The sequence below is a fragment of the Serinicoccus sp. CUA-874 genome, assembly GCF_001942225.1.
GTDB classification, from domain to species: Bacteria; Actinomycetota; Actinomycetes; order Actinomycetales; family Dermatophilaceae; genus Ornithinicoccus; species Ornithinicoccus marinus.
In genome coordinates, this window is record NZ_MKJZ01000022.1 from 216406 (window position 1) to 239914 (window position 23509).

The following is a 23509-nucleotide window of genomic DNA, read 5'->3' on the forward strand; positions in this document are numbered from 1 at the left end:
CGAGCCGGGTGATCGTCGCCGGACCGACGCCCTAGAGGTCGGCGACCTCGAGCATCGCCACGCCTGCCAGGTCGGCATAGCCCGCCGCCTCCAGCGACCGCCGCGCCCGGGCAGGTATCCCCTCCGGCCAGGGGTCCGTCGTTCCCGTCATACGACCATCCTGCCCTGCCCGGTGGGCACGACGGACTCAGCCGGACAGGTGCCCGGGCAGCCGGTCCAGCACGTCGTTCCAGCCCTGCTCGGCGCCGCCACCCTCGACGTGCTCGGTGGAGGTATGCCGCACCGTCACCTCGGTGCCGTCCGACCCCTCGTCGAAGACCACCTGCACGGTGTCCACCACCGGCTCTCCCTCCACCTGCGCCTCGGACCCGTCGCTGATCCAGACCCAGGTCATGGCGAACTTGCGCGGCCGGTCATAGGTGGTGATGGTGCCGGTCACCCCCATCCCCACCTCAGCACTGTAGATCCGCACCGCTCCCCCCTCCCGGGGCTCGATCGCGTAGGTCGTGTCCGGCCACTGCGGCCACCACCACCTCGCCAGCTCCTCGGGATCCATCCAAGCGGCGAAGGCCCGTGCGGCGTCGACCGGCACGTGCCGGCTGATGGTGATCGTCGACTCGCTCATGGTGTCTCCCCTGCCGTGGTGGTGCCGGGCCGCTCACCGAGGTGCGCGGCATACCGGTCGAGGTGGTTGCCCCAGAAGAGGCGGGTGCGCATCGCCCACTGCGCGAGCGGCTCGAGCGCGCCCGGGACCAGCCGCACGTGGACGGTCCGGCCCCGCTTGCTGCGGCTGACGAGCCCGCCGTCCTCCAGCCGCTCGAGGTGGCGGAGCACGCTCGGCAGGCTCATGCCGACGTGGTCGGCGAGATCGGACACCGTCGCGGGACCCTCGGCCAGCCGCTCCAGGAGCCGGCGTCGCGGCTCGCTCGCCACGGCTGCCGCGGCGGCCTCCAGGGTGTTCATGCCGCGAGGATAGCAGACACTTAGTTGTCGTGCTAAGTGTTGTGAAGCACACCGGCGCGGTGCGGCGAGCTCGCTCAGTCCAGGTCGGGCCCGTGCACCCGCTCGTCCGGGGTGCGGTGGTGGTAGGTGACCAGCTCGCTCACGCTGCGGCGGCCGATGGCGTACCGCCCCTGCTCCGGGTCCCAGAGGCGGTACTCCGCGAGCGCCGCCTTCTTGGCCGCGCGGGCGGCGTCGGCGAGGGTGACCCGGTCGGCCCGCTCGTCGACCACCTGCGGCACGGGGAGGTAGAACCCGGCGTCGCGGACGAGGCCCTCCCGGTGCGCGCGACGCAGGGCGCGCCCAGCGGTGGCGTGGTCGGTATGCGGGTCGAGGTAGCTCATCGTCCGGTGCGCGGCCCGCGGGTGCCGGCGGGCGTGCCGCCGGATGACCGCGAGCACGGCGTCCTCGGACAGGGCGCCGTCCGGCAGCCCGGCGCGGTACACGTCGGCGGGGTCGACGCCCAGGCGCTGCACGGCGGCGACGAACTCGCGGTCCCGGGCGGCGACGAACTCCTCCAGCCCGATGTCCTGCCCGAGCCGGCGCCGCAGGCTGTGGATCGCCTGCGACCCCTCCCCCGCGGTGAGCAGCACGAGGACGTGCCGGTGGTCCGGGAGCGCGGCGATGGAGCCGCCCATGAAGATCGACTCGTCGTCGGGGTGCGGGACGTACCAGACGCTCACCTCGCGACGCAGCCGCCGCGTGCGCGCGACCCGCTTGGCCTGTGCGGCGGCGGGAGCGGGCATCCGGGCGATGGCGGCGCGGGCCCCCCGGCGCACGGCGCGTCGCCACCGCGGCTGGCTCTGCGCCGCCAGCTGCGCGGCGGTGGGTCCGGGCGGCGCCTCGGGCGCGGGCGGCGGCTTCGGGGCCGCCGGTTTCTTCGCCGGGGGTTTCTGCGCCAGGGCGGGGGACGCATCCTTCCCGGTCGCGGGCTTCGCCGGCGCGGGCTTCGGTGGCGCGGGGCGCGGCGGTTTGAGCAGGTAGCGGTAGGTGGGTCGCTGGTGCGGGGTCCACTCGAACTTCCAGGGATACTTCCCCGCGCCGAGGTCGAACTCGTCGGCGAGGTCGTGCTGGGTGACGTGCTCCAAGATCGCCAGTTGCAGCACCTTGCCGAGGCGGTAGCGCTCCAGCTCGGGCAGGTAGGCGCTGTTCCACGACAAGAGGCGGCGTCCGTCGCGGAAGACGGTGCGGTAGCCGAGCACGCGGCCGGTGGCCGGGTCGGCCGAATCGAGGTAGGCGAAGGTGAGCGCGTCGTCGGTGGTGGTGAAGACCTGCCGGATGTGCTCGGTGCGCCGGTCGTCGTCGTAGAGCGAGTGCCGCTCGGACCGCCCTCGCGCCTCAACGAGGTGGTTCTTCTCCGCCCGGTGGACCTCGGCGATCCGGTCCAGGATGCCGTGCTCGTCACCGGCGAAGGTGTGCAGGTGGACCTCGTGCTCGCGCTCGAGCTTCCCGCGGTACTTCCGGGCGTGCGAGGGGACGGCATACGGCTCGCGCAGGTCGATCCACGGGTTCTCGATGAGGAAGGCGAGCCGCTGGTGGTGCTGCTGCGAGGTGCGGATGTGCCAGGCAAAGTCAGACTCCGACGGTATGCCGGTGAGCTGGACCACCTGCGCCTCGTCGTCGTCGACGACACGCTGGAGCTCGTCGAAAATGAGCCCGGAGACGGTCTTCGGGTTGGCCACGCCCTCCCCGCGCGCGTGGAGCGCGGCCATGTAGTCGCCGTGGCTGGCCCAGCGCAGGACGGTGACCGGCTGGCCCTCCCGCTTCTCGGGGCGGAACGCGAACGGCCCGACGCCCACGAGCTGGCCCTCCTGGCGGACGAGCACGACGTGCAGCCGGTAGCCCGGCGCGTGCCGGTAGCTCTCCCACCAGGCGGAGACGAAGCGGTGCGAGGTGTAGTAGGACTCCCCCGGCCGCTCCAGCGCCTCCCACTCCTCGCGCAGCGCGGCGAGGTCCTCCGTGGTGCGGCAGATCGACGTCTCGATCATCGGGCGGGGATCTCCACCCAGGTCGGGAAGGTGAGGGTGCGCTGGCGGTCCTTGAGGAACACGTGCTGCCGGGTGCGGCGGGCGCCGAAGGCGCCGTAGGACGCGCGGGAGGCGGTGTTCTTGCGGGAGATCATCGTCACCCCCTGCGTCCGTCCGTCCTCGGCCAGCAGCTCCAGCCGGCGGGCGATGGAGAAGGCGTGCAGGCCGCGCCGACGGTGGGCGATGAAGACGTGGTCGTCCCAGAGGTATGCCTGTCGCCGCCCGACCCTGAGCCTGAGGTGGATCCGGGCGTTCTCGGTGTCACCGGTGGTGATGTGGCAGTAGCCGCAGGGCTCGCCGTGCTCGTCGCGGATGACCAGGGTACGGTCCGCGGGGTGGGACAGCCGCTCCACTAGGAGAGCGTGCTTGCGCTCGTTGAGGTCGTCCGGGTAGTCCCGCCGCATCTGGTCCAGGACCTCCTCGGTGGCGTCCTCGAGCGAGCGTGCAGGGTCGGGCGCCGGTCCGGGCCCGTGGACCGGGAAGACGTAGGTGTCGAGGACCTCCCGCTTGCGCCAGGACTTCTGCCACGAGTCGGGGACCAGGGACGTCAGCGGCATGGCGCCGATGCTAGCCGACGGCCACTCCCACGCCGGGTGGCGTCCACGTGCTCGCCCCCGGCCGCGCCGGTGAGGCGTGTCGTCGGCCCCAGCGTTCACATGAACGCCTGAGCCGATCAGCCCGGGCGCATCGCCGGCCTCAGCGCGTTCTGCCCCAGCGGTAGCAGGCGACGCCCAGCACGACGGCGCCGAGGCCGACGAGGACCATCGCGGCGACGTCCTGCCAGAGGACGATCCGGGCGGGCTCGATCGGCTGGTCGGCGAACCACCCGAAGCTGCGCGGTGTGAAGAGGATGATGGTCAGCCCCGCCAGGATCATGAGCGTACCGATCCCCGCCGCAACCCTGGTGCGGCCCGCCGGGCGACGCCCCGCAGCCATCAGACCGGGGGGATGCTGCGGTGGCGGGCGGAGAAGTGCCGGTCGCGGCGCGCGGCATACCGCAGCCGGTGCACGACCTCGGCGCGCAGGTCCTCCGGCTCGGTGATCGCGTCGATGACGAGGTCGGCGGCGAGCCGCTCGAGGTCGACGTCCTCGAGGTAGTCCGCACGCCTAGCGTCGATGAAGGCCTGCCGCTCACCCTCGTCCTCGATCGCGGCGATCTTGTTGGCGTAGACCGCGTTGACCGCGGCCTCGGGGCCCATCACCGCGATCCGCGCCGTCGGCAGCGCGATCGTCGCGTCCGGGCCGAAGCCGGGGCCACCCATGGCATACAGCCCGGCGCCGTAGGCCTTGCGCAGCACCACGCACAGCTGCGGCACCGTCGCCTCCGAGACCGCGGAGACCATCTTGGCGCCGTGCCGGATGATGCCGCCGCGCTCGACCTCGGAGCCGATCATGAAGCCCGGCACGTCGGCGAGGTAGATCAGGGGGATGCCGTAGGCGTCGCAGAGCCAGATGAAGCGGGCGGCCTTGTCAGCCGAGTCGGTGAAGAGCACCCCACCCTTGACCGCCGAGTTGTTGGCGACGATCCCGACGCTCTGCCCGTCGACCCGTCCCAGCCCGACGACCAGCTCGGCGGCGAAGAGCGGCTTGATCTCGAAGAAGCTGTCGTCGTCGACCAGCCCCTCGATGACGTCGTGCACGTCGAAGGGCACCGACTCCGCCTCGGGGACGGTATGCCTGCCCAGCGGCACCGCGGGCTCCTCGCCCTCGTAGGCGGGCGCCGGGGCGCGCCACGACTCGGGCAGGTAGGAGAAGAAGTGCCGGGCCAGCTCGATCGCCTCGGTGTCGTCCGAGGCGAGCAGGTCGCCGACCCCGGAGACGGTGCAGTGCATCCGCGCGCCACCCATCTCCTCCAGCGAGACCCGCTCCCCCACGACCATCTCGGCCATCCGCGGGCTGCCGAGGTACATCGAGCGTTGCCCTCGACCATGATGATCAGGTCGGTGAAGCTCGGGATGTAGGCGCCGCCCGCGGCGCTCGGCCCGAAGAGGCAGCAGATCTGCGGCACCTTGCCGGACAGGGCCACCTGGTTGTGGAAGATCCGCCCGGCACCGCGACGCCCCGGGAAGAGGTCCACCTGGTCGGTGATCCGCGCCCCCGCCGAGTCGACGAACCAGAAGACCGGCAGCTCCTCGCGCAGCGCGGCCTCGGTGGCGCGGATGATCTTCTCGACCGTCCGGGCACCCCACGACCCGGCCTTGACCGTCGGGTCGTTGGCGACGACGATCGCGGCGCGCCCGTCGACCTCGCCGCGGCCCGTGACCACGCCGTCGGCCGGCAGACCCTCGGCGGTGGCGTTGGCATACCGACCGTCCTCGACGAAGCTGCCCTCGTCGAAGAGCAGCGCGATCCGCTCGCGGACGTAGAGCTTGCCCTGGCCGTCCAGCTTGGCCCGGGCCCGCTCGCTGGGCTCCGCCGAGGCCTGGTGTGCCGTCGCGAGCCGCGAGCGCAGGTCGCGACCCGGGGGTCGCCGGCGGAGGCGGCGTCGTCGCTCATGCCGGTCATCGTGTCAGCACCCACCGACGGCTGTCAGCGGGCGGGGAGCCCGAGACCGCGGGCGATGACCATCCGCTGCACCTCCGAGGTGCCCTCGCCGATCTCGAGGATCTTGGCGTCGCGGTAGAAGCGGGCGACCGGGTACTCCTCCATGAAGCCGTTGCCGCCGAAGAGCTGGGTGGCGATCCGGGTCGAGCTGACCGCGGCCTCGGTGGAGTAGAGCTTGGCGACCGCCGCCGCCTGCTTGACCTCGGCGACCGAGCGGCGCCCGGCCTCCTGCTCGTCCTTGAGCCAGGCCGCCTTGTAGGTGAGCAGCCGCGCCGCCTCGACCATGACCGCCAGGTCCGAGATCTGGAAGGAGACGCCCTGGTTGACCGCGATCGGCTTGCCGAAGGCGGTGCGCTCCTGGCTGTAGGCCGTGCACTCCTCGAGCATCCGCTGGGCGCAGCCGAGCGCGAGCGCCGAGATCGCGATCCGGCCGTCGTCGAGGGTCTTGAGGAACTGCTTGAAACCCTCGCCGCGCTCGCCGAGCAGGTGGTCCTCGGGCACCCGGCAGTCCTCGAAGCTCAGGCCGTGGGTGTCGGAGATGTGCCAGCCGAGCTTGCGGTAGGACGGCTCGACGACGAAGCCGTCGGTGCCGGCGGGGATCATGATCGCGCTGATCTCCGGCCGGCCATGCTCGTCCTCGCCGGTCTTGGCGGTGACAGTGACCACGGAGGTGATGTCGGTGCCGGAGTTGGTGATGAAGGCCTTGGCGCCGTTGACCACCCACTGGCCGTCCTCGACCCGGGCGCGGGTCTTGCTGGCGGCGGCGTCCGAGCCGGCGTCCGGCTCGGTCAGCCCGAAACCCGCGAGGGTCTTGCCGGCGAGCAGGTCGGGGAGCCAGCGCTCCTTCTGCTCCTGGGTGCCGTAGGACAGGATCGGGTTGATGCCCAGACCGACGCCGGCGGACAGGGTGATGCCGATCGACTGGTCGACGCGACCGAGCTCCTCGATCGCGAGGCAGGTATACGTGAAGCCGCCGTGCTCGGTGCCCGCGCCGCCGAACTCCTCGGGGGCGTTGAGACCGAACAGACCCAGCTCGCCCATCTTGGGCACGAGCTCGGTCGGGAAGTGGGAGTCCATGTCCCACTTCTCCACGTGCGGCACCACCTCCCCCTGCGCGAACTCGCGGACCAGGCCGCGGAACTCCTCATGATCCTGGGTCAGTTCGAACATCGCCGTCCGCATCCTCGCTCGCGCTCGGGGGGTGACGGGGGCTCCCGGCACCGTCCCTCCATCGTGCTTGACGTTGACGCGAAGGTCAAGCAAGATGGTCCCGGACGACTTGACGTAAGGACAACCATGACCGACGCCACCACGACGTGGACCATCGCGCAGATGGCCGACGACTACGACGTCACCCACCGGGCGCTGCGCCACTACGAGCACCTCGGCCTGCTCGGGCCCGACCGCGAAGGGCAGCGCCGCATCTACCACCGCCGCGAGCGCACCCGCCTCGCGCTCATCCTGCGCGGGCGCCGACTGGGCTTCTCACTCGAGGAGATCGCCACCATCCTCGACATGTACGACGACCAGCCGGGCGAGGTCGGTCAGCTGCGCTACCTGCTCTCGCAGATCGGCGACCGGCGGGCCGACCTCGAGCGCCGCCGCCGCGACATCGAGGACAGCCTGCGCGAGCTGGGCGAGCTGGAGCAGCGCTGCGCCGAGGACGTCGCGCGGCTGTCCTGAGCAGCGGCGACCGCTGCCGGCGAGGTCTGCGGGCGCGCGCCGGAGTCGCGCGCGTCGGGCATACCCCTGGGGCTAGGGTGACCCCCATGCCGATCAGCAAGGTCCTCATAGCCAACCGCGGCGAGATCGCCGTGCGCATCGCCCGCGCCTGCGCCGACGCGGGCCTGGGCTCGGTGGCGGTCTACGCCGAGCCCGACCGCGACGCGCTGCACGTGAAGGTGGCGGACGAGGCCTACGCGCTGGGGGGCAGCACCCCCGGCGAGTCCTACCTGCTGCAGGAGAAGCTGCTCGATGTCGCGCGGCAGGCGGGGGCGGACGCGGTGCACCCGGGCTACGGCTTCCTCGCGGAGAACGCCTCCTTCGCCCAGGCCGTCATCGACGCCGGGCTGACCTGGATCGGCCCCTCCCCCGAGGCGATCGACTCGCTCGGCGACAAGGTCAAGGCCCGGCACATCGCGCTGGAGGCGGAGGCGCCGCTCGTGCCCGGCACGACCGACCCGGTCGACGGGCCGGACGAGGTCGTCGCCTTCGCGACCGAGCACGGCCTGCCGGTCGCGATCAAAGCGGCCTACGGCGGCGGGGGCCGTGGCCTCAAGGTCGCCCGCACGATGGAGGAGATCCCCGACCTGTTCGACTCCGCCGTGCGCGAGGCGGTCACCGCCTTCGGCCGCGGCGAGTGCTTCGTCGAGCGCTTCCTCGACCGTCCCCGGCACGTCGAGACCCAGTGCCTGGCCGACCAGCACGGCAACGTCGTCGTCGTCTCGACCCGCGACTGCTCGCTGCAGCGGCGCAACCAGAAGCTCGTCGAGGAGGCGCCGGCACCGTTCCTGAGCGAGGAGCAGCACGCCGAGCTGGTGCGGGCGAGCAAGGCCATCCTGCGGCAGGCGGGTTACGTCGGCGCCGGGACCTGCGAGTTCCTCGTCGGGCCGGAGGGTGACATCTCCTTCCTGGAGGTCAACACCCGGCTGCAGGTGGAGCACCCGGTCACCGAGGAGGTCACCGGCGTCGACCTGGTGCGCGAGCAGTTCCGCATCGCCGACGGCGAGGAGCTTGGCTACGACGACCCGGTGCCGCACGCGCACTCCTTCGAGTTCCGGCTCAACGCCGAGGACGCCGGTCGCGACTTCATGCCCGCGCCGGGGACGGCGCTGGTCTTCCGGCCCCCGTCGGGACCTGGCGTGCGGCTCGACTCCGGCGTCCTCGAGGGCGACGCGGTGGCCGGAGCCTTTGACTCGATGCTCGCCAAGCTCATCGTCACCGGGCGGACCCGGCAGCAGGCGCTGGAGCGCTCGCGCCGGGCGCTCGCCGAGTTCGAGCTGGAGGGTATGCCCACCGTGCTCGCCTTCCACCGGGCCGTGGTCGACGACCCCGCGTTCGCCCCGGAGGACACGGACCAGCCCTTCACCGTGCATACCCGCTGGATCGAGACCGACTTCGACAACACGATCGAGCCCTACTCCGGGCCGACCGCCGAGGACCCGGGCGAGCAGGGCGAGCGGCAGAACCTCGTCGTCGAGGTCGGCGGCCAGCGGCTCGAGGTCTCGCTGCCGGCCGGGCTGTCGCTCGGCGGTGGCGGCGGTGCCTCGTCCGGCGGCGGCCGGCGCAAGGCGCCCAAGCGCTCCCGCGGCGGCGGTGGCGCGGCGGCGGCCTCGGGTGACGCGGTGACCGCGCCGATGCAGGGCACGATCGTCAAGATCGCGGTCGAGGAGGGCCAGAGCATCGCCGAGGGCGACGTCGTCGTCGTGCTGGAGGCGATGAAGATGGAGCAGCCGATCAAGGCGCACAAGGGCGGCACCGTCACCGGTTTGTCCGCCGCCGTCGGCGACACCGTCACCAACGGCGCCGCCATCTGCGAGCTCAAGGACTGACCGGACACCCCCGTCCGACCGTCCGCCCTCCCCCACCGAGCGCCGCCCATGGTTGCCCAGGACAACCACACGCGACGCCCGGTGGTATGCCTCGGGCCGGGTCAGTCGGCGATCTCGTGCAGCTGGCGGGCGCCTCGGACAGCGAGCCGCTCATCGACGGGTAGACCGTGAAGGTCGCCGAGAACTGGTCGACGTTGAGCCGGTTGGCGACGGCGAGCGCGATCGGGAAGATCAGCTCGCTGGCGCGCGGAGCCACGACCACTCCCCCGACGATCGTCGCGCTGCCGCTGCGCGCGAAGAGCTTGACGAAGCCGTCCTGCAGGTTCTGCATCTTGGCCCGCGGGTTCTTGGTCAGCGGCAGCATGACCGCGCGCGCGTCCACCCGCCCCTCGTCGACGTCGGCCTGGCTCACGCCGACCGTGGCGATCTCGGGGTCGGTGAAGATGTTGGAGCTCACCTTGCCCAGCGACAGCGGCGCCACCGCGTCACCGAGGGAGTGCGCCACCGCGATCCGGCCCTGCATCGCCGCGATCGAGGCGAGCGGGAAGACGCCGGTGCAGTCCCCCGCGGCATACACCCCGGGCGCGCTGGTGCGCGAGACCCGGTCGACCTCGATGTGCCCGGACGGGCTCACCCGGACACCGGCCTCCTCCAGCCCCATGTCCGAGGTGTTGGGGATCGAGCCGACGGCGAGCAGCGCGTGGCTCCCCCTCACCTCGCGCCCGTCCTCCAGGGTCACGACCACGCCGTCCCCCTCGCGGCGCACGGCTCCGGCGCGCGACCGGTTGAGCACCGTCATCCCCCGGCGCCGGAAGACCTCCTCCACGACGTTGGCCGCGTCGGCGTCCTCCCCCGGCAGCACCCGGTCGCGCGAGGAGATCAGCGTGACCTGGCACCCGAGCCCGAGGTAGGCGTGCGCCAGCTCGGCGCCGGTGACGCCGGACCCGATCACCACCAGGTGCTCGGGCAGCTCCTCGAGGTCCCAGATCTGCTGCCAGGTGAGGATGCGCTCGCCATCCGGCTGCGCCGAGTCCAGCACCCGCGGGCGGGCACCGGTCGAGACGAGCACGAGGTCGGCCTCCACCTCACGCCGGGTATGCGCGTCGCCGCAGTCGTCGTCGTGCGGGGCCGGCTCCTCGCCGGACTCGACCTCGTCCACCCCCTCGACGATCAGCACCCGGCCGTCCGGAAGCAGGCTGCCGGCGCCCTGCACGACCTCGACCCCGGCTGACTCCAGCCGCTCACCGATGTCGCGGCTCTGCGCCCGGGCGAGGTCGAGGATGCGGGAGTTGACGTCGGCGATGTGCGCGGTGACGCCCTGGTCGCCCGGCACCTGGGCGCCGTCGAAGTGCACGCCGATCCGCTTGGCGGCGCTGAACCGGTCCATGAAGTCGGCCGTCGCGATGAGCGCCTTGCTCGGCACGCAGTCGGTGAGCACCGCGGCCCCGCCCAGCCCGGAGCGTTCGACGACGGTCACCTCGGCACCGAGCTGCGCGGCGGCCAGGGCGGCTTCGTAGCCGCCGGGGCCACCACCGATGACGACGACGGACTTGTTGCCAGCACTCACACCCCTATCCAACCATCGCTACCCTGGGCCCGTGACTACTGGTGCAGCCCGAGACCTCGCCCTCGAGGACCCCGCGACCGACCCGCTGGAGGTGGCGCAGGCGGCGGCCGACGTCATCGCCGAGCGGACCGGGGTGCCGCAGCACGACATCGCGCTCGTCCTCGGCTCCGGCTGGAAGCCCGCCGCCGACGCGCTCGGGCAGGCCGACGCCGAGATCGACCACGCCGACGTCCCCGGCTTCGCCGCGGCGGCGGTCGCCGGGCACTCCGGCACGATGCGCTCGATCCCGCTGGCGAACGGCCGGCGTGTGCTCGTCTACGGCACGCGCACCCACTTCTACGAGGGCAAGGGGGTGCGCTCCGTGGTCCACGCCGTGCGGACCGCCGCGGCCGCGGGCTGCTCCACCATCGTCCTCACCAACGGCTGCGGCGGACTGCGGCCGGAGTGGGCCCCGGGCACCCCGGTGCTCATCAAGGACCACATCAACCTCACCGCGACCTCGCCGGTCGAGGGGGCGAACTTCGTCGACCTCACCGACCTCTACTCCCCCCGCCTGCGCGACCTCGCCCGTGAGGTCGACGCCGACCTCGACGAGGGCGTCTACGTCCAGTTCCCGGGGCCGCACTACGAGACCCCGGCCGAGGTCCAGATGGCCAAGGTGATGGGGGGTGACCTCGCCGGTATGTCGACCGCCCTGGAGGCGATCGCGGCGCGGCAGTCCGGGCTCGAGGTGCTGGGGGTCTCCCTGGTCACCAACCCGGCCGCGGGGATCAGCGAGACCCCGCTGGACCACCAGGAGGTCATCGACGCCGGCGCCGCGGCGGCGCAGCGCTGCGGCGAGCTGCTGGCACGCATCGTCGAGCGCATCTGAGCGCCACCGCCCCGACGCGCCCCACCCACACGCACGAGAGGTGACCCCCGTGAGCGACCCGACCGACCTGCTGCGCACCGCCCGCACCTGGCTGGAGGACGACCCCGACCCGGCGACCCGCGAGGAGCTGCAGCAGGTGCTCACCGCCGCCGAGGGCGGCGACGACACCGCGCTGGCGGACCTCGAGGACCGCTTCAGCGCCTTCCTCGAGTTCGGCACCGCCGGCCTGCGCGGCCGGCTCGGGGCCGGGCCCAACCGGATGAACCGCTCGGTCGTCATCCGCACCGCGGCCGGGTTGACGGCCTACCTCCGGGCGCGGCTGGCGGAGTCCGGCGACGCGACCCCGGGCCCCGCCGTGGTCGTCGGCTTCGACGCACGCCATCACTCCGACGTCTTCGCCCGCGACACCGCTGCCGTCGTCACCGCGGCCGGCGGGCGGGCGATGGTCCTGCCCCGGCCGCTGCCCACGCCCGTGCTGGCCTTCGCGATCCGCCACCTCGGGGCCGACGCCGGGGTCATGGTGACGGCGAGCCACAACCCGCCGGAGGACAACGGCTACAAGGTCTACCTTGGCGACGGCTCGCAGATCGTGCCTCCCGCCGACCGTGACATCGCCGAGCAGATCGACGCGGTCACCGCGACCGCCGACGTGCCGCTCGCGCAGGACGGCTGGGAGACCCTCGGCGAGGAGGTCCTCGAGTCCTACCTCGCGGCCGCGGTCGCCGTGCTCGACCCGACCAGCCCGCGCGAGCTGTCGGTGGTGCACACCGCGCTGCACGGGGTCGGGTCCGAGGTCGTGCGCCGGGCCTTCGAGCAGGCCGGTTTCCCCGCCCCCGCTCCCGTGGCCACCCAGGCCGAGCCGGACCCGGACTTCCCGACCGTCGCCTTCCCGAACCCCGAGGAGAGCGGGGCCATCGACGCCGCCCTGGAGCTCGCCGAGCAGGTCGGCCCCGACCTCGTCATCGCTAACGACCCGGACGCCGACCGGTGCGCGCTCGCGGTCCGCGACGGCGACGGCTGGCGGATGCTGCGCGGCGACGAGGTCGGTGCGCTGCTCGGCCAGCACGTCGTCGACCGCGGGCGCGCCGGCGGCGACCGCCCGGTCCTCGCCCGCTCCATCGTCTCCTCCCGGTTGCTCGGCGCGATGGCCCGGTATGCCGGGCTGCGGGGCGAGGAGACGCTCACCGGGTTCAAGTGGATCGGCCGGGTCCCGGGGCTGGCCTACGGCTACGAGGAGGCCCTGGGCTACTGCGTCGACCCGGCGACCGTGCCGGACAAGGACGGCGTCACCGCGGCGCTCCTGGCCGCCGAGCTGACCGCCACCCTCGCGCAGCAGGGCCGCACTCTCGCGGACCTGCTCGACGACCTGGCGCAGCGGCACGGCGTGCACCAGACCGACGCCTTCTCGGTGCGGGTGAGCGACCTGGCGCAGATCCCGCCGGTCATGGCGCGGCTGCGAGAGCAGCCGCCGCAGGAGCTGGGCGGTGTCCCGGTAACCCGGGCCGAGGACCTCGCGGACGGTGTCGACGGGCTGCCGCCGACCGACGGGCTGCGCTTCCTGCTCGAGGACGACACCCGGGTCATCGTGCGGCCCAGCGGCACCGAGCCCAAGCTCAAGGTCTACCTCGAGGCCGTCGTGCCCGTCGAGGACCGGGCCGCGCTGGCGGCGGCCCGGGACGAGGCGGCCCGACGGCTCGCGTCCGTGCGCGCCGGCATGGAGGAGCTCACCGCCGTCTGAGACCACGGGAGCCTGCCCCCACCGGGCTAGGATCGGTGCGTGGAGCAGGACGACCAGGGACTCACCGGTGAGGTCATCGGTGTCTACCGAACCCTTCCGGCCCGCATCCTAGGCTGGCTCATGGTGGCCGGTGCCGCGGTCCTGGCCGCCCTGACGATCTGGGACGTCGGGTCGGGCCGCACCGAGGGACTGCTGGGGGCGGTCGCCCTCGTCCTCGGCATCGCCGCCGTGGCCTGGGCGCTCTTCCTGCGACCGCACGTCGTGCTGCGCGAGGACGGCGTGCTGCTGGCCAATGTCGTGGCCGACACGTCCGTGCCCTTCGCCGCCGTCGACGAGATCACCCACCAGTGGGCGCTGGAGCTGCACGACACCGCCGGCCGGCGGCACAGCGCCTGGGCCGTGCCGGCCAAGCGGGAGCGCGTCCGGCGTCAGCAGATCGACGACTTCGCCGAGACCACCCGCCGGCGCGGCGACGCGGGAGCGACGGCACAGGGGGTGGCCGACGAGGCGCAGCGCGCGCTGCAGCGCTGGCGGCTGGACGGCGGAGCGCTGCACGGTGGCCTCGAGGCGGCGCGGACGCGGCTGGCCTGGCCGGCGATCGTCGTCCTCGGGGCGGCGATCTGCCTGGCGCTCGTCGCGATCCTCGCCTGAGCAGCCGTCGGGTCCCGTCGGGCACCCTCCTAGACTGTCCGCCCATGGACCCGGCCCCTCCTCCTGCCCGCGTGCTCGTCCTCGCCGGCCCCAGCGGCGCCGGGAAGTCGCGGCTCGCCTCCCGCCTGCACGCCCGCCACGGCTGGCCGGTGGTCCAGCTCGACGACTTCTACCGCGAGGGCACGGACGCCGGTCTGCCGATGAGTCCTCTCGGCCTGCCGGACTGGGACCACGTCGACTCGTGGGACGGCGAGGCCGCCCTGGACGCGCTCGAGCAGCTGTGCCGCCAGGGCACCGCGCACATGCCGGTCTACGACATCAGCCGCTCGGCCGTCAGCGGCACCCACGAGGTGCGCCGCGACGGGCATACCGTCGTCGTCGCCGAGGGGATCTTCGCCGCCCACGTCGTGGCCGGGCTGCGCGAGCGCGGCCTGCTCGCGGGCGCCTGGTGCATCCGCAACCAGCCTGGAAGACCTTCGCCCGGCGCCTGGCGCGCGACCTCGCCCAGCGCCGCAAGCCCCCGCTCACCCTGTGGCGGCGGGGTCACGTCCTGCGCCGCGCCGAGCCGGGTATCGTGGCCGCGCAGCAGGCGCTCGGTGCCGCACCGATGACCGCACGCGAGGCAGAGGCTCGGGCCGGGGGACTCCAGCGACCACCGGCGACGCAGCCACGAGAGACCGACCGAGGAGCAGGGGGATGACCCAGCCACCCTTCGGCCCGCCGCCCGGCGGCCAGGGACCACCCGACCGCACGCCCCTGCCGCCGCCGGTACCCCCGGGCCCGATGGACCCGCCCCCGGGACAGGCGCCGGGCGCGCAGCAGTGGCAGCAACCGGCTCCCCCGCAGCAGTGGCAGCAGCCACCGCAGCAGCAGCCGCAGTGGCAGCAGCTGCCGCCCGAGCAGCTCGCCCGGATGCACCAGCCCGGCGTCGTGCCGCTGCGCCCGCTCACCCTGGGCGACATCTTCGGTGGTGCGCTGCAGACGATGCGACGCAACCCCGAGGCCACCATCGGCATGGGCTTCATCGTGCTCGCTGTCCTGCTCGTCCCCTCGCTGCTGCTCTCCCTGCTCCTGGGCAACGTGCTGACCGGCATGAGCGACCTCGACGTGCAGGCGCTGCAGCTGACGCTCGGGGCGATCTTCTCGGGCCTGTCCTCCATCACGCTCACCGGCATGATCGTGCACGTCGTCGGGGAGGCCGTCCTCGGCGACCGCGCCGGTCTGGGCGACACCTGGCGGGCCGTCCGCAGCCGGCTGCTCGCGCTCGTCGGCACCGTGCTGCTCATCGGCCTCATGACCGTCATCGCCGCCGTGGCCCTGGTCCTGCTGATCGTGCTGATCGTCGCGGCGCTCGGGGACAGCGCGCTGTCGGTCCTCCTCGTCGTCCTGCTCAGCCTCGGGGCGCTGGTCGGTCTCGTGTGGGCGGCCTGCCGGCTCAGCCTCGCACCGGCACCGGTGGTGCTGGAGCGGGTCGGCCCCTGGCGGGGCATCGCCCGCGCCTGGACCCTCTCCACGGGCGGCCAGGGCTGGCGCATCGTCGGGATCACGATGCTCGCGGGCATCGTCACCGCGATCCTGGCCGGCGTGATCCAGGTGCCGATCACCGGTGCCCTCATCGCGGCCCTCGGACCCGCCTGGCTCGACCCGCTCAGCCCGGCCGCGCTCGTCACCGACCACGCGCTCCAGCTCGTGGTGGGTGCCCTGACCATCCCGTTCACCGCCGGCGTCACCGCGCTGCTCTACCTCGACCAGCGCATCCGGCGTGAGGGTCTGGACGTCTCGCTCGTGCGGTCGGCGCAGGCGCGGGCCGCCCAGCGGTCGGGCTGACCAGGAAGACAGGTATGCCCTGGCCCCGGCAGGCGGGACACACCCTGCCCGCCGCTCCGCTCGACCCGGACCGGGACGAGGCGCGACGCCTGCTGACCGAGGAGCTGGAGTCCGGCGACTACCGGCTGCAGGAGCCCTGGCTGACCCGGGCCTGGAGATGGTTCGTCGAGCAGCTGCCGGACGTCCCCGACCTGGGCGCGCTGCCCCCGTGGACGACCTGGGCGGTGCTCGGTCTGGTGCTCTGCGCGGTGGCGGCCGTCCTGGTCTTCGCCAGCCGCGACCGGTGGCGCGCGGGACGGCTCGCCCCGCAGACCGCTGCGGGACCGGTCCTGGGCGGTGTGCGGCGCTCCGCGGCCGACTACCGCACCAGCGCCCGGGAGGCGCTGTCGGCGGGACGGGTCGACGAGGCCGTCCTCGACGGCTACCGGGCGCTCGCCGCCGGAGCCATCGAGCGCACGCTGCTCGACGACCGCCCGGGCCGCACCGCGCACGAGGTGGCCCAGGAGCTCTCCCCCGTCTTCCCGGTGCACGCCGACGACCTGCGGCGGGCCGGTGACGTCTTCGACGCGGTCCGCTACGGCGACCACCGCGCGAGCACCGAGCAGGCGCAGGCCGTGCTCGCGCTCGACGAGCGGCTGCTGGACTCACGACCCGAGCTCGCGGCGGCTGCACCGCGCTCGACGGTGCCGTCGTGAGGGCGCTGCGCCGGTATGCCCCGTGGGCCTTGCTCGCCCTCGCCGCCGTGGTCGTGGCAGCGATGCTGACGACCCCACGCTCAGGTGAGCTGCTGCACCCGATGAACCCCGGCCCGGACGGGGCGCAGGCGCTGCACGAGGTGCTGGTGTCCCAGGGCGTGGAGGTGGATATCGTCGCCGGGACCAGCGAGCTCGACCCGGCCGACCTCGGTCCCGGCACGTCGGTGCTGCTGCCGCACACGGCATACCTCGGGCCGGAGAGCGGGCCCGACCTGCTCGCCGAGCTGGCGACCGCGGGACTCGACCGCCTGGTCGTGCTCACCGACGACCCGGGCCGCGACGTCGGCGCAGCGCTCGGGCTCGACATCGACACGAGCAGCGGGTCCGGCATCTCCGTCGCCGCGGACTGCTCGCACCCGCTGGTCCGCGAGGGCGACCGGGTCGTCGGGTGGGACGTGCTCTTCTCGGCCGGCGGCGAGGACCGGGCGGGGACCACGGCGTGCTACCCGCCTGGGGCGGGTCACAACGCCGGCGGCGCGCGCGAGGGCGCCCTGCTCGTCCTCGAGGCGCAGCCGGACCGGCCGGTCACGGTGATCGCCGGCACCGGCCCGGCCTGGACCAACGCGCAGATCACCGAGGAGGCCAACGCGGCGCTGGCGCTGCGTGCGCTGGGTGCCAGCGACCGGCTGCTCTGGGTGCTGCCGCAACCGGGCGACGCCGGGCTGGACGCCGCCTCCTCGCTGTGGGACGTGCTGCCCCGCAACCTCACCGCCGCGCTGTGGGTCGTCGCCGGCGGTGTGCTGGCCCTCGCCCTCTGGCAGGGACGACGCCTCGGGGCGGTGGTCACCGAGCCGCTGCCCGCCGTGGTGCGTGCCACCGAGACCACCCTCAGCCGCGGCCGGCTCTATCACCAGGCGCACGACCGCGACCACGCGGCCCGCGCCGTCCAGGCCGGGGCGCGACGCCGGATCGCGCCGGTGCTGGGGCTGCCGACCGGTGCCGGCCCGGACGCCCTGGTGCGGGCGGTGAGCGGGGCCACCGACACCGACGACGCCCGGGCCCGCCGGCTGCTCGTGGACCCGCCCGCGCTGCCCGACGACACCTCCCTCGTGCGCCTGGTCCGGGAGATCCACGACCTCGAGGCGCAGGTGCGGCGACCCACGACGCGGGCAGCCGCACCGGCCGTCTCCGGACCGGCGACCCCCGAACCCGCTCCTGGTGGCGCACCAGCGCCCCGACCGACTCGCGAGAGGACACCATGACCGACCAGCACGACCCGACGACGCCGCCGGAGGGGCCCGCCCCGACCTCGCCCGGCCCCTCCGCCGACCGTGCCGAGGCCGCCCGCACGGCGCTCCACGCCGTCCGCGCCGAGGTCGCCAAGGCCGTGGTCGGGCAGGACCAGGCCGTGTCCGGTCTCATCGTCGCGCTCCTGGCCCGCGGCCACATCCTGCTCGAGGGTGTGCCCGGCGTCGCCAAGACCCTGCTGGTGCGCACGCTGGCCGCGGCCCTGTCGATCGACACCAAGCGGGTGCAGTTCACCCCCGACCTCATGCCCGGGGACGTCACCGGGTCGATGGTCTACGACAGCGGTCGCGGCGAGTTCGAGTTCCGCCCCGGCCCGGTCTTCACCAACCTGCTGCTGGCCGACGAGATCAACCGCACCCCGCCCAAGACGCAGTCGTCCCTGCTCGAGGCCATGGAGGAGCGCCAGGTCACCGTCGACGGGACATCCCGTCCGCTGCCCACCCCGTTCCTCGTGGCGGCGACGCAGAACCCGGTGGAGTACGAGGGCACCTACCCCCTCCCCGAGGCCCAGCTGGACCGCTTCCTCATGAAGGTCACGCTGCCGCTGCCGCCGCGCGAGGACGAGACCAAGGTGCTGGAGCGGCACGCGGCCGGCTTCGACCCGCGCGACCTCGCTGCCGCCGGGGTGCGCGCGGTCGCCACCCCCGAGGACCTCGCGGCGGGTGCGGCCGCCGTCCGGGAGGTGCAGGTCTCCCCCGAGGTCATCGGGTATGTCGTCGACCTCGCCCGGGCGACCCGCGAGGCGCCCTCGCTGCAGCTCGGCGTCAGCCTCGCGGGGCCACCGCCCTCATGGGCACGGCCCGGGCCTGGGCGTGGCTGTCCGGGCGCGACTTCGTCACGCCGGACGACGTCAAGGCGCTGGCCCGGGCCACCCTGGCGCACCGGGTGGCGCTCCGCCCGGAGGCCGAGCTCGAGGGCGTGACCAGCGACTCGGTGCTGGACTCGGTCCTCTCCAGCGTCCCCGTCCCTCGCTGACCAGGCACTGCGATGGTCGTCCGTGGTCCCGTCGTGGCACTGGCCCTGCTCGGGCTGGTGCCGGTCGTGCTGTGGCCGGACTCCGCCGGAGCCGTGGCGGCGGCGTGGCTGCTCGGGGTCGCGGTGCTGGTCGCCGCCGACGTCGCCCTGGCGCCCGCGCCGCGATCGCTGCTGCTCGAGCGCGCCCCGGTGCCGCAGGTGCGGCTGCTCGAGGAGACGCGGACGACGCTGACGGTCACCAACCCCGGCTCGCGACGTGTCCGGGGGCTTCTCCGGGACGCGTGGGTCCCCTCGGCCGGTGCCCAGGAGCCGACCCGGCACCCGCTGGACCTGCCGGGCGGTGAGCGGCGGACGGTCCATACCGCGCTGCGGCCGACCCGCCGCGGCGACCGCCCTGCGGTGGGGGTGACGGTGCGCACCTTCGGCCCGCTGGGCCTCGGTGGACGCCAGCGGACCACGCCCGTGCCCGGGGTGGTGCGCTCGCTGCCGCCCTTCCGCTCGCGACGGCACCTGCCGGCCAAGCTCGCCCAGCTGCGCCAGCTCGATGGTCGGTCCGCGGTGCGCACCCGGGGTCAGGGCACCGAGTTCGACTCGCTGCGCGACTACGTCGAGGGCGATGACGTGCGCTCCATCGACTGGCGGGCCACGGCGCGGCGCCAGCACGTCGTCGTGCGGACCTGGCAGCCCGAGCGCGACCGGCGCGTCATCCTCGTCCTCGACACCGCCCGCACCAGCGCCGCCCGGATCGGTGACGAGCCGCGGCTGGACGCCGCGATGGACGCCGCCCTGCTCCTCGCGGCGCTCGCCTCCCGGGCGGGCGACCGCGTCGACCTGGTCGCCGGGGACCGCAGCATCCGGGCGAGAGTCGGGTCGGGCACCACGGCCGGCCGCTCGGGGCTGCTGCACCAGCTCGTCACGGCGATGGCCCCGCTGGAGCCGGTGCTGCTCGAGGCAGACTGGCCCCTCCTCGCCGGGGCGGTGACCTCACTGACCCGCCGCCGCGCGCTCGTCGTGCTGCTCACCCCGCTCGAGCCCGCCGCGCTGGAGGAGGGCCTGCTGCCGGTGCTGCCCGGCCTCACCGCGCACCACCGGGTCGTCGTCGCCTCGGTCGCCGACCCGGCCCTGGAGGACATCCGGACCGGCACCGACCGGGTCGAGCAGACCTACGCCGCCGCCGCGGCCGAGCGCACCGAGTCGCTGCGGCACCGCACCGCCGTCGCGCTGAACCAGCTCGGCGTCACCGTGCTCGACGAGTCGCCCGAGGACCTGCCCGTGGCCCTGTCCGACCACTACCTGGCGCTCAAGGCCCAGGGCCTGCTCTGACCCTCCCGCTCCCCCGACCGGCCCCACGGTCTGCGTCGACCGGCGGCACCGCCTCGGCCTCCCGGTCACGGACTGCCTCGTCCTACGCCTGGGAGGTGTGCCGGTCAGGCCGAGGTGGGCGCGGAGGCCGCCTGCAGCTCCTCGCCGACGTCACCGTCCGCACCCCGCAGCGCCGCCCGCCGGCCCAGCGTGAAGACATACACGAAGAAGAGCAGCAGGGCGAGGACACCGATCCCGACCCGCGCCCACGTCGGCAGCGGCGAGGGCGTGACAAAGCCCTCGATGACGCCCGAGAGCAGCAGGACGAAGACCAGCCCGATCGCGACACCGGCCGCGGTGCGCCCCTCGGCCGCGAGGTTGGCCAGCCGGGTCCGGCGCCCGGGCGCGACCCAGGCCCAGAACAGCCGCAGCCCGACCCCGGCCGCGACGAAGATCGCCATGAGCTCGAGCAGACCGTGCGGCGTGATGAGCCCCCAGAAGACGTCGGCGCGCCCGTGCCGGTGCATGAGCGAGCCGATGACCGCGACGTTAGCGATGTTCTGCCACAGCAGCCAGATCACCGGCACACCGAGCACGCCCATGCCGATGCAGCGCGCCGCCACCCAGGCATTGTTGACCCAGACCAGCGTGGAGAAGCTGCTCGCCGCGTGCTCGGAGTAGTAGGACTCGAAGCTGACGTTGACCAGCTCGGTGACCTGCTCGGTGCTGAGCAGGGACTGCTCGACGACCGGGTTCTGCACCAGCCACCACCCCAGCACCAGGCCGACGACGACGTTGGCCGCGGCGGTGATCCCCCACCACCACCGCAAACGATAGAGCGCGGCCGGGAAGTCCTCGGCGAAGAAGCGGCCGATGCCCGCCCAGGACATCGTCGGCACGCGCGCCGCGCGGGCCCGGGCACGTGCCACCAGGGTCGACAGGTGCGTCACGACCGTGGCGTCGGGGGCGCTGGAACGCACGACCGACAGGTCGGTGGCGGCCCGCTGGTAGCCGTCGAGCAGCTCGTCGGCCTGCGCGCCGTCCAGCCGGCGCTCCCGCGAGAGCCGGTCCAGCCGCTCCCACGCCGCGCTCCGCCGCCCCACCAGCGCATCAAGGTCCACGGGACCACGGTAGGCCATCACCGCCGGACCCAGGGATAGAGTGCGGCCATGGCGACGCGGGGGATCTTCGAGGCCCAGCGCTTCGTGACCAGCGAGGCGGTCGAGATCGAGCTGCCCGCCGCCCAGGTCCCGACCCGGATGGTCTCCGGGATCATCGACCTGCTCCTCGTGGCCGTCGGCGTCTTCCTGCTCGTCTGGCTGGTGCCGGGCGAGGTCTTCGCCGCCGACGCCGCCCTCGGGCAGGTCTTCGTCATCGTCGTGGTGGCGTTGGTCATGGCCGGGGTGCCGATCACGCTGGAGACCCTCACCCGTGGCCGCACCGTGGGCAAGATGGTCATGGGGCTACGGACCGTCCGGGACGACACGGGCCCGATCGGCCTGCGGCACGCGATCATCCGCGCGCTGGCCGGCACCGTCGAGCTCTGGATGACCCTCGGCAGCGTCGCGCTCATCACCGCCATGACCAACGAGCGGGCCAAGCGCCTGGGTGACTTCCTCGCCGGCACCTACGTCGTGCACGACCGGGTGCGGCTGCGCATGCTCACCCCTCCGCAGACGGCCCCCGAGCTGGCCGACTGGGTGGCCGGTGCCGACATCGGGGTGCTGCCCGACAGCCTCGTCGTGGCGACCCGGCAGTTCCTGGCCCGGGCCGGGACGCTCACCCCGGCCGCCCGGGCACAGACCGGCAGCGAGCTGTATGCCGCCGTGCTCGGCCACGTCGCTCCCCCGCCGCCGGCCGGCGCCCACCCGGAGCAGGTCATGGCCAGCGTGCTCGCGCAGCGGCGGCGCCGCGACGAGGAGCGGCTGGAGCGCGCCGACGCCCTGCGCGCCCGGGTGCTCGGTCAGCCGTCGTAGGCGGGCTTGAGCACGTCCTCGATGATCGTCAGCCGCTCGTCGAAGGGCAGGAAGGCCGACTTCATCGCGTTGACGGCGACCCGCCGCAGCTCGGTCCGGCCCCAGCCGCCGCGCTCCACGAGGAGCTGCGCCTCGCGGCTCATCGACGTCGCGCTCATCAGCCGGTTGTCGGTGTTGAGCGTCACCCGGAAGCGCAGTGCGTCCAGCAGCCGGATCGCGTGCTCCTCGATCGAGGGCGCCGCACCCGTCTGCACGTTGCTGCTCGGGCACATCTCCAGCGGGATCCGCCGTCCCGGACGTAGGCCGCCAGCTCGCCGAGCGCGAAGGCGCCCGGCTCCTCCTGCGCCCGGGCGATGGCCGCCGCGAGGTCGTCCGTGACCGGGGAGCCGTCGAGGGTGATGTCGTCGACGATCCGGATGCCGTGCCCGAGCCGCTCGGCCCCGCACCACTGGATCGCCTCCCAGATGCTGGCCAGCCCGAAGGCCTCGCCCGCGTGGATGGTGAAGTGCGCGTTGGCCTGCCGCAGGAACTCGAAAGCGCCGAGGTGCCGGGTGGGCGGGAAGCCGTCCTCGGCGCCGGCGATGTCGAAGCCGCAGACCTCGCTGTCACGGTGCCGGACCGCCAGCTCGGCGATCTCCCTGCTGCGCGCCGCGTGCCGCATCGCGGTGAGCATCGCCCGCGCCCGGATGCGTCCGGCCGGTGCCTCCGCCTCACCCTGCGCCACCTCGCGCTCGCCGTCCCGCAGCCCCTCGTTGACCGCCGCCACGACCTCGTCGAGACCCAGGCCCCCCTCGAGGTGCTGCTCGGGGGCATACCTGACCTCGGCGTAGACCACGCCGTCCGCCGCCAGGTCCAGGACGCACTCGCGGGCCGTGCGCCGCAGGGCGTCTGCCGTCTGCATCACCCCGACGGTGTGGGCAAAGGTCTCGAGGTAGCGCACCAGGGAGCCGCTGTCCGCGGACTCGGCGAACCACGCCGACAGGGACGCCACGTCGTCGGCCGGGAGCGCGGCATACCCCTGCTCCTGCGCCAGCTCGAGCACCGTCGCCGGGCGCACGCCGCCGTCGAGGTGGTCGTGGAGCAGCACCTTCGGCAGCGCGCGGATCTGCTCGGCGCCCAGCTCACTCATCGCGGTGCGCCCGCTCGGGGGTGAAGGCGGGGGCGCAGACGGCGAGGTATTCCGCGCCGCCGGGTCCGACCGAGTAGCGGACCCACTCCCCGGCGCGGGTCAGCACGCACTCCCCCGCGCCCACGTCGATCTGACCGTCCTCGTGCTCGACCACGAGGTGACCGGCCAGGACGTAGGTCACCTCGTCGAACTCGGGCCGCTGGCCCGGCTCGTCCCACCCCGCCGGGGCGGTCATCCGCGCGACCGAGACACCGTCGTGCCCGGTGCTCGCGGAACCGGCCAGCTCCTGGATCAGCTTCTCCCCGGTCCCGGGCACCCGGACCGGCCGCAGCATCGTCGGCATAGCAGT

At 73.8% G+C, this 23509-nt stretch carries 20 protein-coding genes and 3 pseudogenes; 12 read left to right on the top strand and 11 right to left on the bottom strand.

Translation table 11 applies throughout. The features are described from left to right. Positions 1-187: 187 nt before the first annotated feature. The 7 genes and pseudogenes from BJF80_RS07820 to BJF80_RS07850 form a co-directional block, all read right to left on the bottom strand. Positions 188-625: an SRPBCC family protein gene (locus BJF80_RS07820; RefSeq protein ID WP_075812690.1), complete on the bottom strand. Its 438-nt coding sequence runs from the start codon at positions 623-625 to the stop codon at positions 188-190. Continuing rightward, positions 622-963, bottom strand: a complete 342-nt coding sequence (locus BJF80_RS07825) for an ArsR/SmtB family transcription factor (RefSeq protein ID WP_075812692.1) — start codon at positions 961-963, stop codon at positions 622-624. The genes BJF80_RS07820 and BJF80_RS07825 overlap by 4 nt, the downstream gene beginning before the upstream one ends. 74 nt (positions 964-1037) lie before the next feature. Beyond that, positions 1038-2987 carry a GNAT family N-acetyltransferase gene (locus BJF80_RS07830; protein WP_075812694.1) on the bottom strand — a complete coding sequence of 650 codons (1950 nt, stop codon included), beginning with the start codon at positions 2985-2987 and terminating at the stop codon, positions 1038-1040. Continuing rightward, positions 2984-3583: a GNAT family protein gene (locus BJF80_RS07835; protein WP_075812696.1), complete on the bottom strand. Its 600-nt coding sequence runs from the start codon at positions 3581-3583 to the stop codon at positions 2984-2986. Before BJF80_RS07835 ends, BJF80_RS07830 begins: the two co-directional genes overlap by 4 nt. A gap of 139 nt (positions 3584-3722) precedes the next feature. Further along, the gene (locus BJF80_RS07840; protein WP_075812698.1) at positions 3723-3902 is read right to left on the bottom strand and encodes a hypothetical protein; all 180 of its coding nucleotides are present in this window, start codon (positions 3900-3902) and stop codon (positions 3723-3725) included. Positions 3903-3961: 59 nt separating this feature from the next. Beyond that, positions 3962-5531, bottom strand: a pseudogene (locus tag BJF80_RS07845) (acyl-CoA carboxylase subunit beta). A gap of 24 nt (positions 5532-5555) precedes the next feature. Beyond that, a complete protein-coding gene (locus BJF80_RS07850; RefSeq protein WP_075812700.1) occupies positions 5556-6740 on the bottom strand; it encodes an acyl-CoA dehydrogenase family protein in 1185 nt (394 codons plus the stop codon). A gap of 126 nt (positions 6741-6866) precedes the next feature. On the opposite strand from BJF80_RS07850, the gene BJF80_RS07855 reads away from it, so the two are divergent. Both BJF80_RS07855 and BJF80_RS07860 read left to right on the top strand, forming a co-directional pair. Further along, positions 6867-7253 (top strand): MerR family transcriptional regulator, encoded by a 387-nt coding sequence (locus BJF80_RS07855; RefSeq protein WP_075812702.1) that lies wholly within the window; start codon positions 6867-6869, stop codon positions 7251-7253. Positions 7254-7339: 86 nt separating this feature from the next. Then, a complete protein-coding gene (locus BJF80_RS07860; protein WP_075812704.1) occupies positions 7340-9121 on the top strand; it encodes an acetyl/propionyl/methylcrotonyl-CoA carboxylase subunit alpha in 1782 nt (593 codons plus the stop codon). Here the strand turns inward: BJF80_RS07860 and BJF80_RS07865 are convergent. Continuing rightward, on the bottom strand, positions 9111-10688 hold the full coding sequence (locus tag BJF80_RS07865; RefSeq protein WP_083673533.1) for an NAD(P)H-quinone dehydrogenase: 1578 nt from the start codon (positions 10686-10688) through the stop codon (positions 9111-9113). The two genes, BJF80_RS07860 and BJF80_RS07865, sit on opposite strands and share 11 nt — an antisense overlap. Positions 10689-10719: 31 nt before the next feature. Between BJF80_RS07865 and BJF80_RS07870 the strand changes: the two genes are divergently transcribed. The 9 genes and pseudogenes from BJF80_RS07870 (at position 10720) to BJF80_RS07910 (ending at position 20076) form a co-directional block, all read left to right on the top strand. Next, positions 10720-11559 (top strand): purine-nucleoside phosphorylase, encoded by an 840-nt coding sequence (locus BJF80_RS07870; RefSeq protein WP_075812706.1) that lies wholly within the window; start codon positions 10720-10722, stop codon positions 11557-11559. A 40-nt stretch (positions 11560-11599) separates the two neighbouring features. Next, positions 11600-13297 carry a phospho-sugar mutase gene (locus BJF80_RS07875; RefSeq protein ID WP_414899286.1) on the top strand — a complete coding sequence of 566 codons (1698 nt, stop codon included), beginning with the start codon at positions 11600-11602 and terminating at the stop codon, positions 13295-13297. Positions 13298-13336: 39 nt separating this feature from the next. Next, on the top strand, positions 13337-13948 hold the full coding sequence (locus tag BJF80_RS07880; RefSeq protein ID WP_075812708.1) for a hypothetical protein: 612 nt from the start codon (positions 13337-13339) through the stop codon (positions 13946-13948). 44 nt (positions 13949-13992) lie between these two features. Then, positions 13993-14559: a uridine kinase family protein gene (locus BJF80_RS07885; RefSeq protein WP_237767489.1), complete on the top strand. Its 567-nt coding sequence runs from the start codon at positions 13993-13995 to the stop codon at positions 14557-14559. Between the two features lie 172 nt (positions 14560-14731). Further along, positions 14732-15775 carry a hypothetical protein gene (locus tag BJF80_RS07890; protein WP_075816535.1) on the top strand — a complete coding sequence of 348 codons (1044 nt, stop codon included), beginning with the start codon at positions 14732-14734 and terminating at the stop codon, positions 15773-15775. A 14-nt stretch (positions 15776-15789) separates the two neighbouring features. After that, the gene (locus BJF80_RS07895) at positions 15790-16470 is read left to right on the top strand and encodes a DUF4129 domain-containing protein (RefSeq protein WP_075812714.1); all 681 of its coding nucleotides are present in this window, start codon (positions 15790-15792) and stop codon (positions 16468-16470) included. Further along, a complete protein-coding gene (locus BJF80_RS07900; protein ID WP_075812716.1) occupies positions 16467-17732 on the top strand; it encodes a DUF4350 domain-containing protein in 1266 nt (421 codons plus the stop codon). The genes BJF80_RS07895 and BJF80_RS07900 overlap by 4 nt, the downstream gene beginning before the upstream one ends. Then, a pseudogene (locus BJF80_RS07905) lies at positions 17729-18753 on the top strand (AAA family ATPase). The gene BJF80_RS07900 and the pseudogene BJF80_RS07905 overlap by 4 nt, the downstream one beginning before the upstream one ends. Before the next feature lie 12 nt (positions 18754-18765). Further along, on the top strand, positions 18766-20076 hold the full coding sequence (locus BJF80_RS07910; protein ID WP_075812718.1) for a DUF58 domain-containing protein: 1311 nt from the start codon (positions 18766-18768) through the stop codon (positions 20074-20076). Positions 20077-20180: 104 nt separating this feature from the next. Here the strand turns inward: BJF80_RS07910 and BJF80_RS07915 are convergent, their stop codons facing one another. Continuing rightward, positions 20181-21176, bottom strand: coding sequence for a stage II sporulation protein M (locus BJF80_RS07915; protein ID WP_075812913.1), 996 nt, complete (start codon positions 21174-21176; stop codon positions 20181-20183). 48 nt (positions 21177-21224) lie between these two features. Here BJF80_RS07915 and BJF80_RS07920 point away from each other — a divergent pair, with 48 nt between their 5' ends. Continuing rightward, positions 21225-22031 carry an RDD family protein gene (locus tag BJF80_RS07920; protein ID WP_075812720.1) on the top strand — a complete coding sequence of 269 codons (807 nt, stop codon included), beginning with the start codon at positions 21225-21227 and terminating at the stop codon, positions 22029-22031. Here the strand turns inward: BJF80_RS07920 and BJF80_RS07925 are convergent. Continuing rightward, positions 22019-23160: pseudogene (locus BJF80_RS07925) on the bottom strand (adenosine deaminase). The gene BJF80_RS07920 and the pseudogene BJF80_RS07925 overlap by 13 nt on opposite strands. Further along, positions 23153-23503 carry a cupin domain-containing protein gene (locus BJF80_RS07930; protein WP_022924970.1) on the bottom strand — a complete coding sequence of 117 codons (351 nt, stop codon included), beginning with the start codon at positions 23501-23503 and terminating at the stop codon, positions 23153-23155. The pseudogene BJF80_RS07925 and the gene BJF80_RS07930 overlap by 8 nt, the downstream one beginning before the upstream one ends. Positions 23504-23509 lie beyond the last annotated feature (6 nt).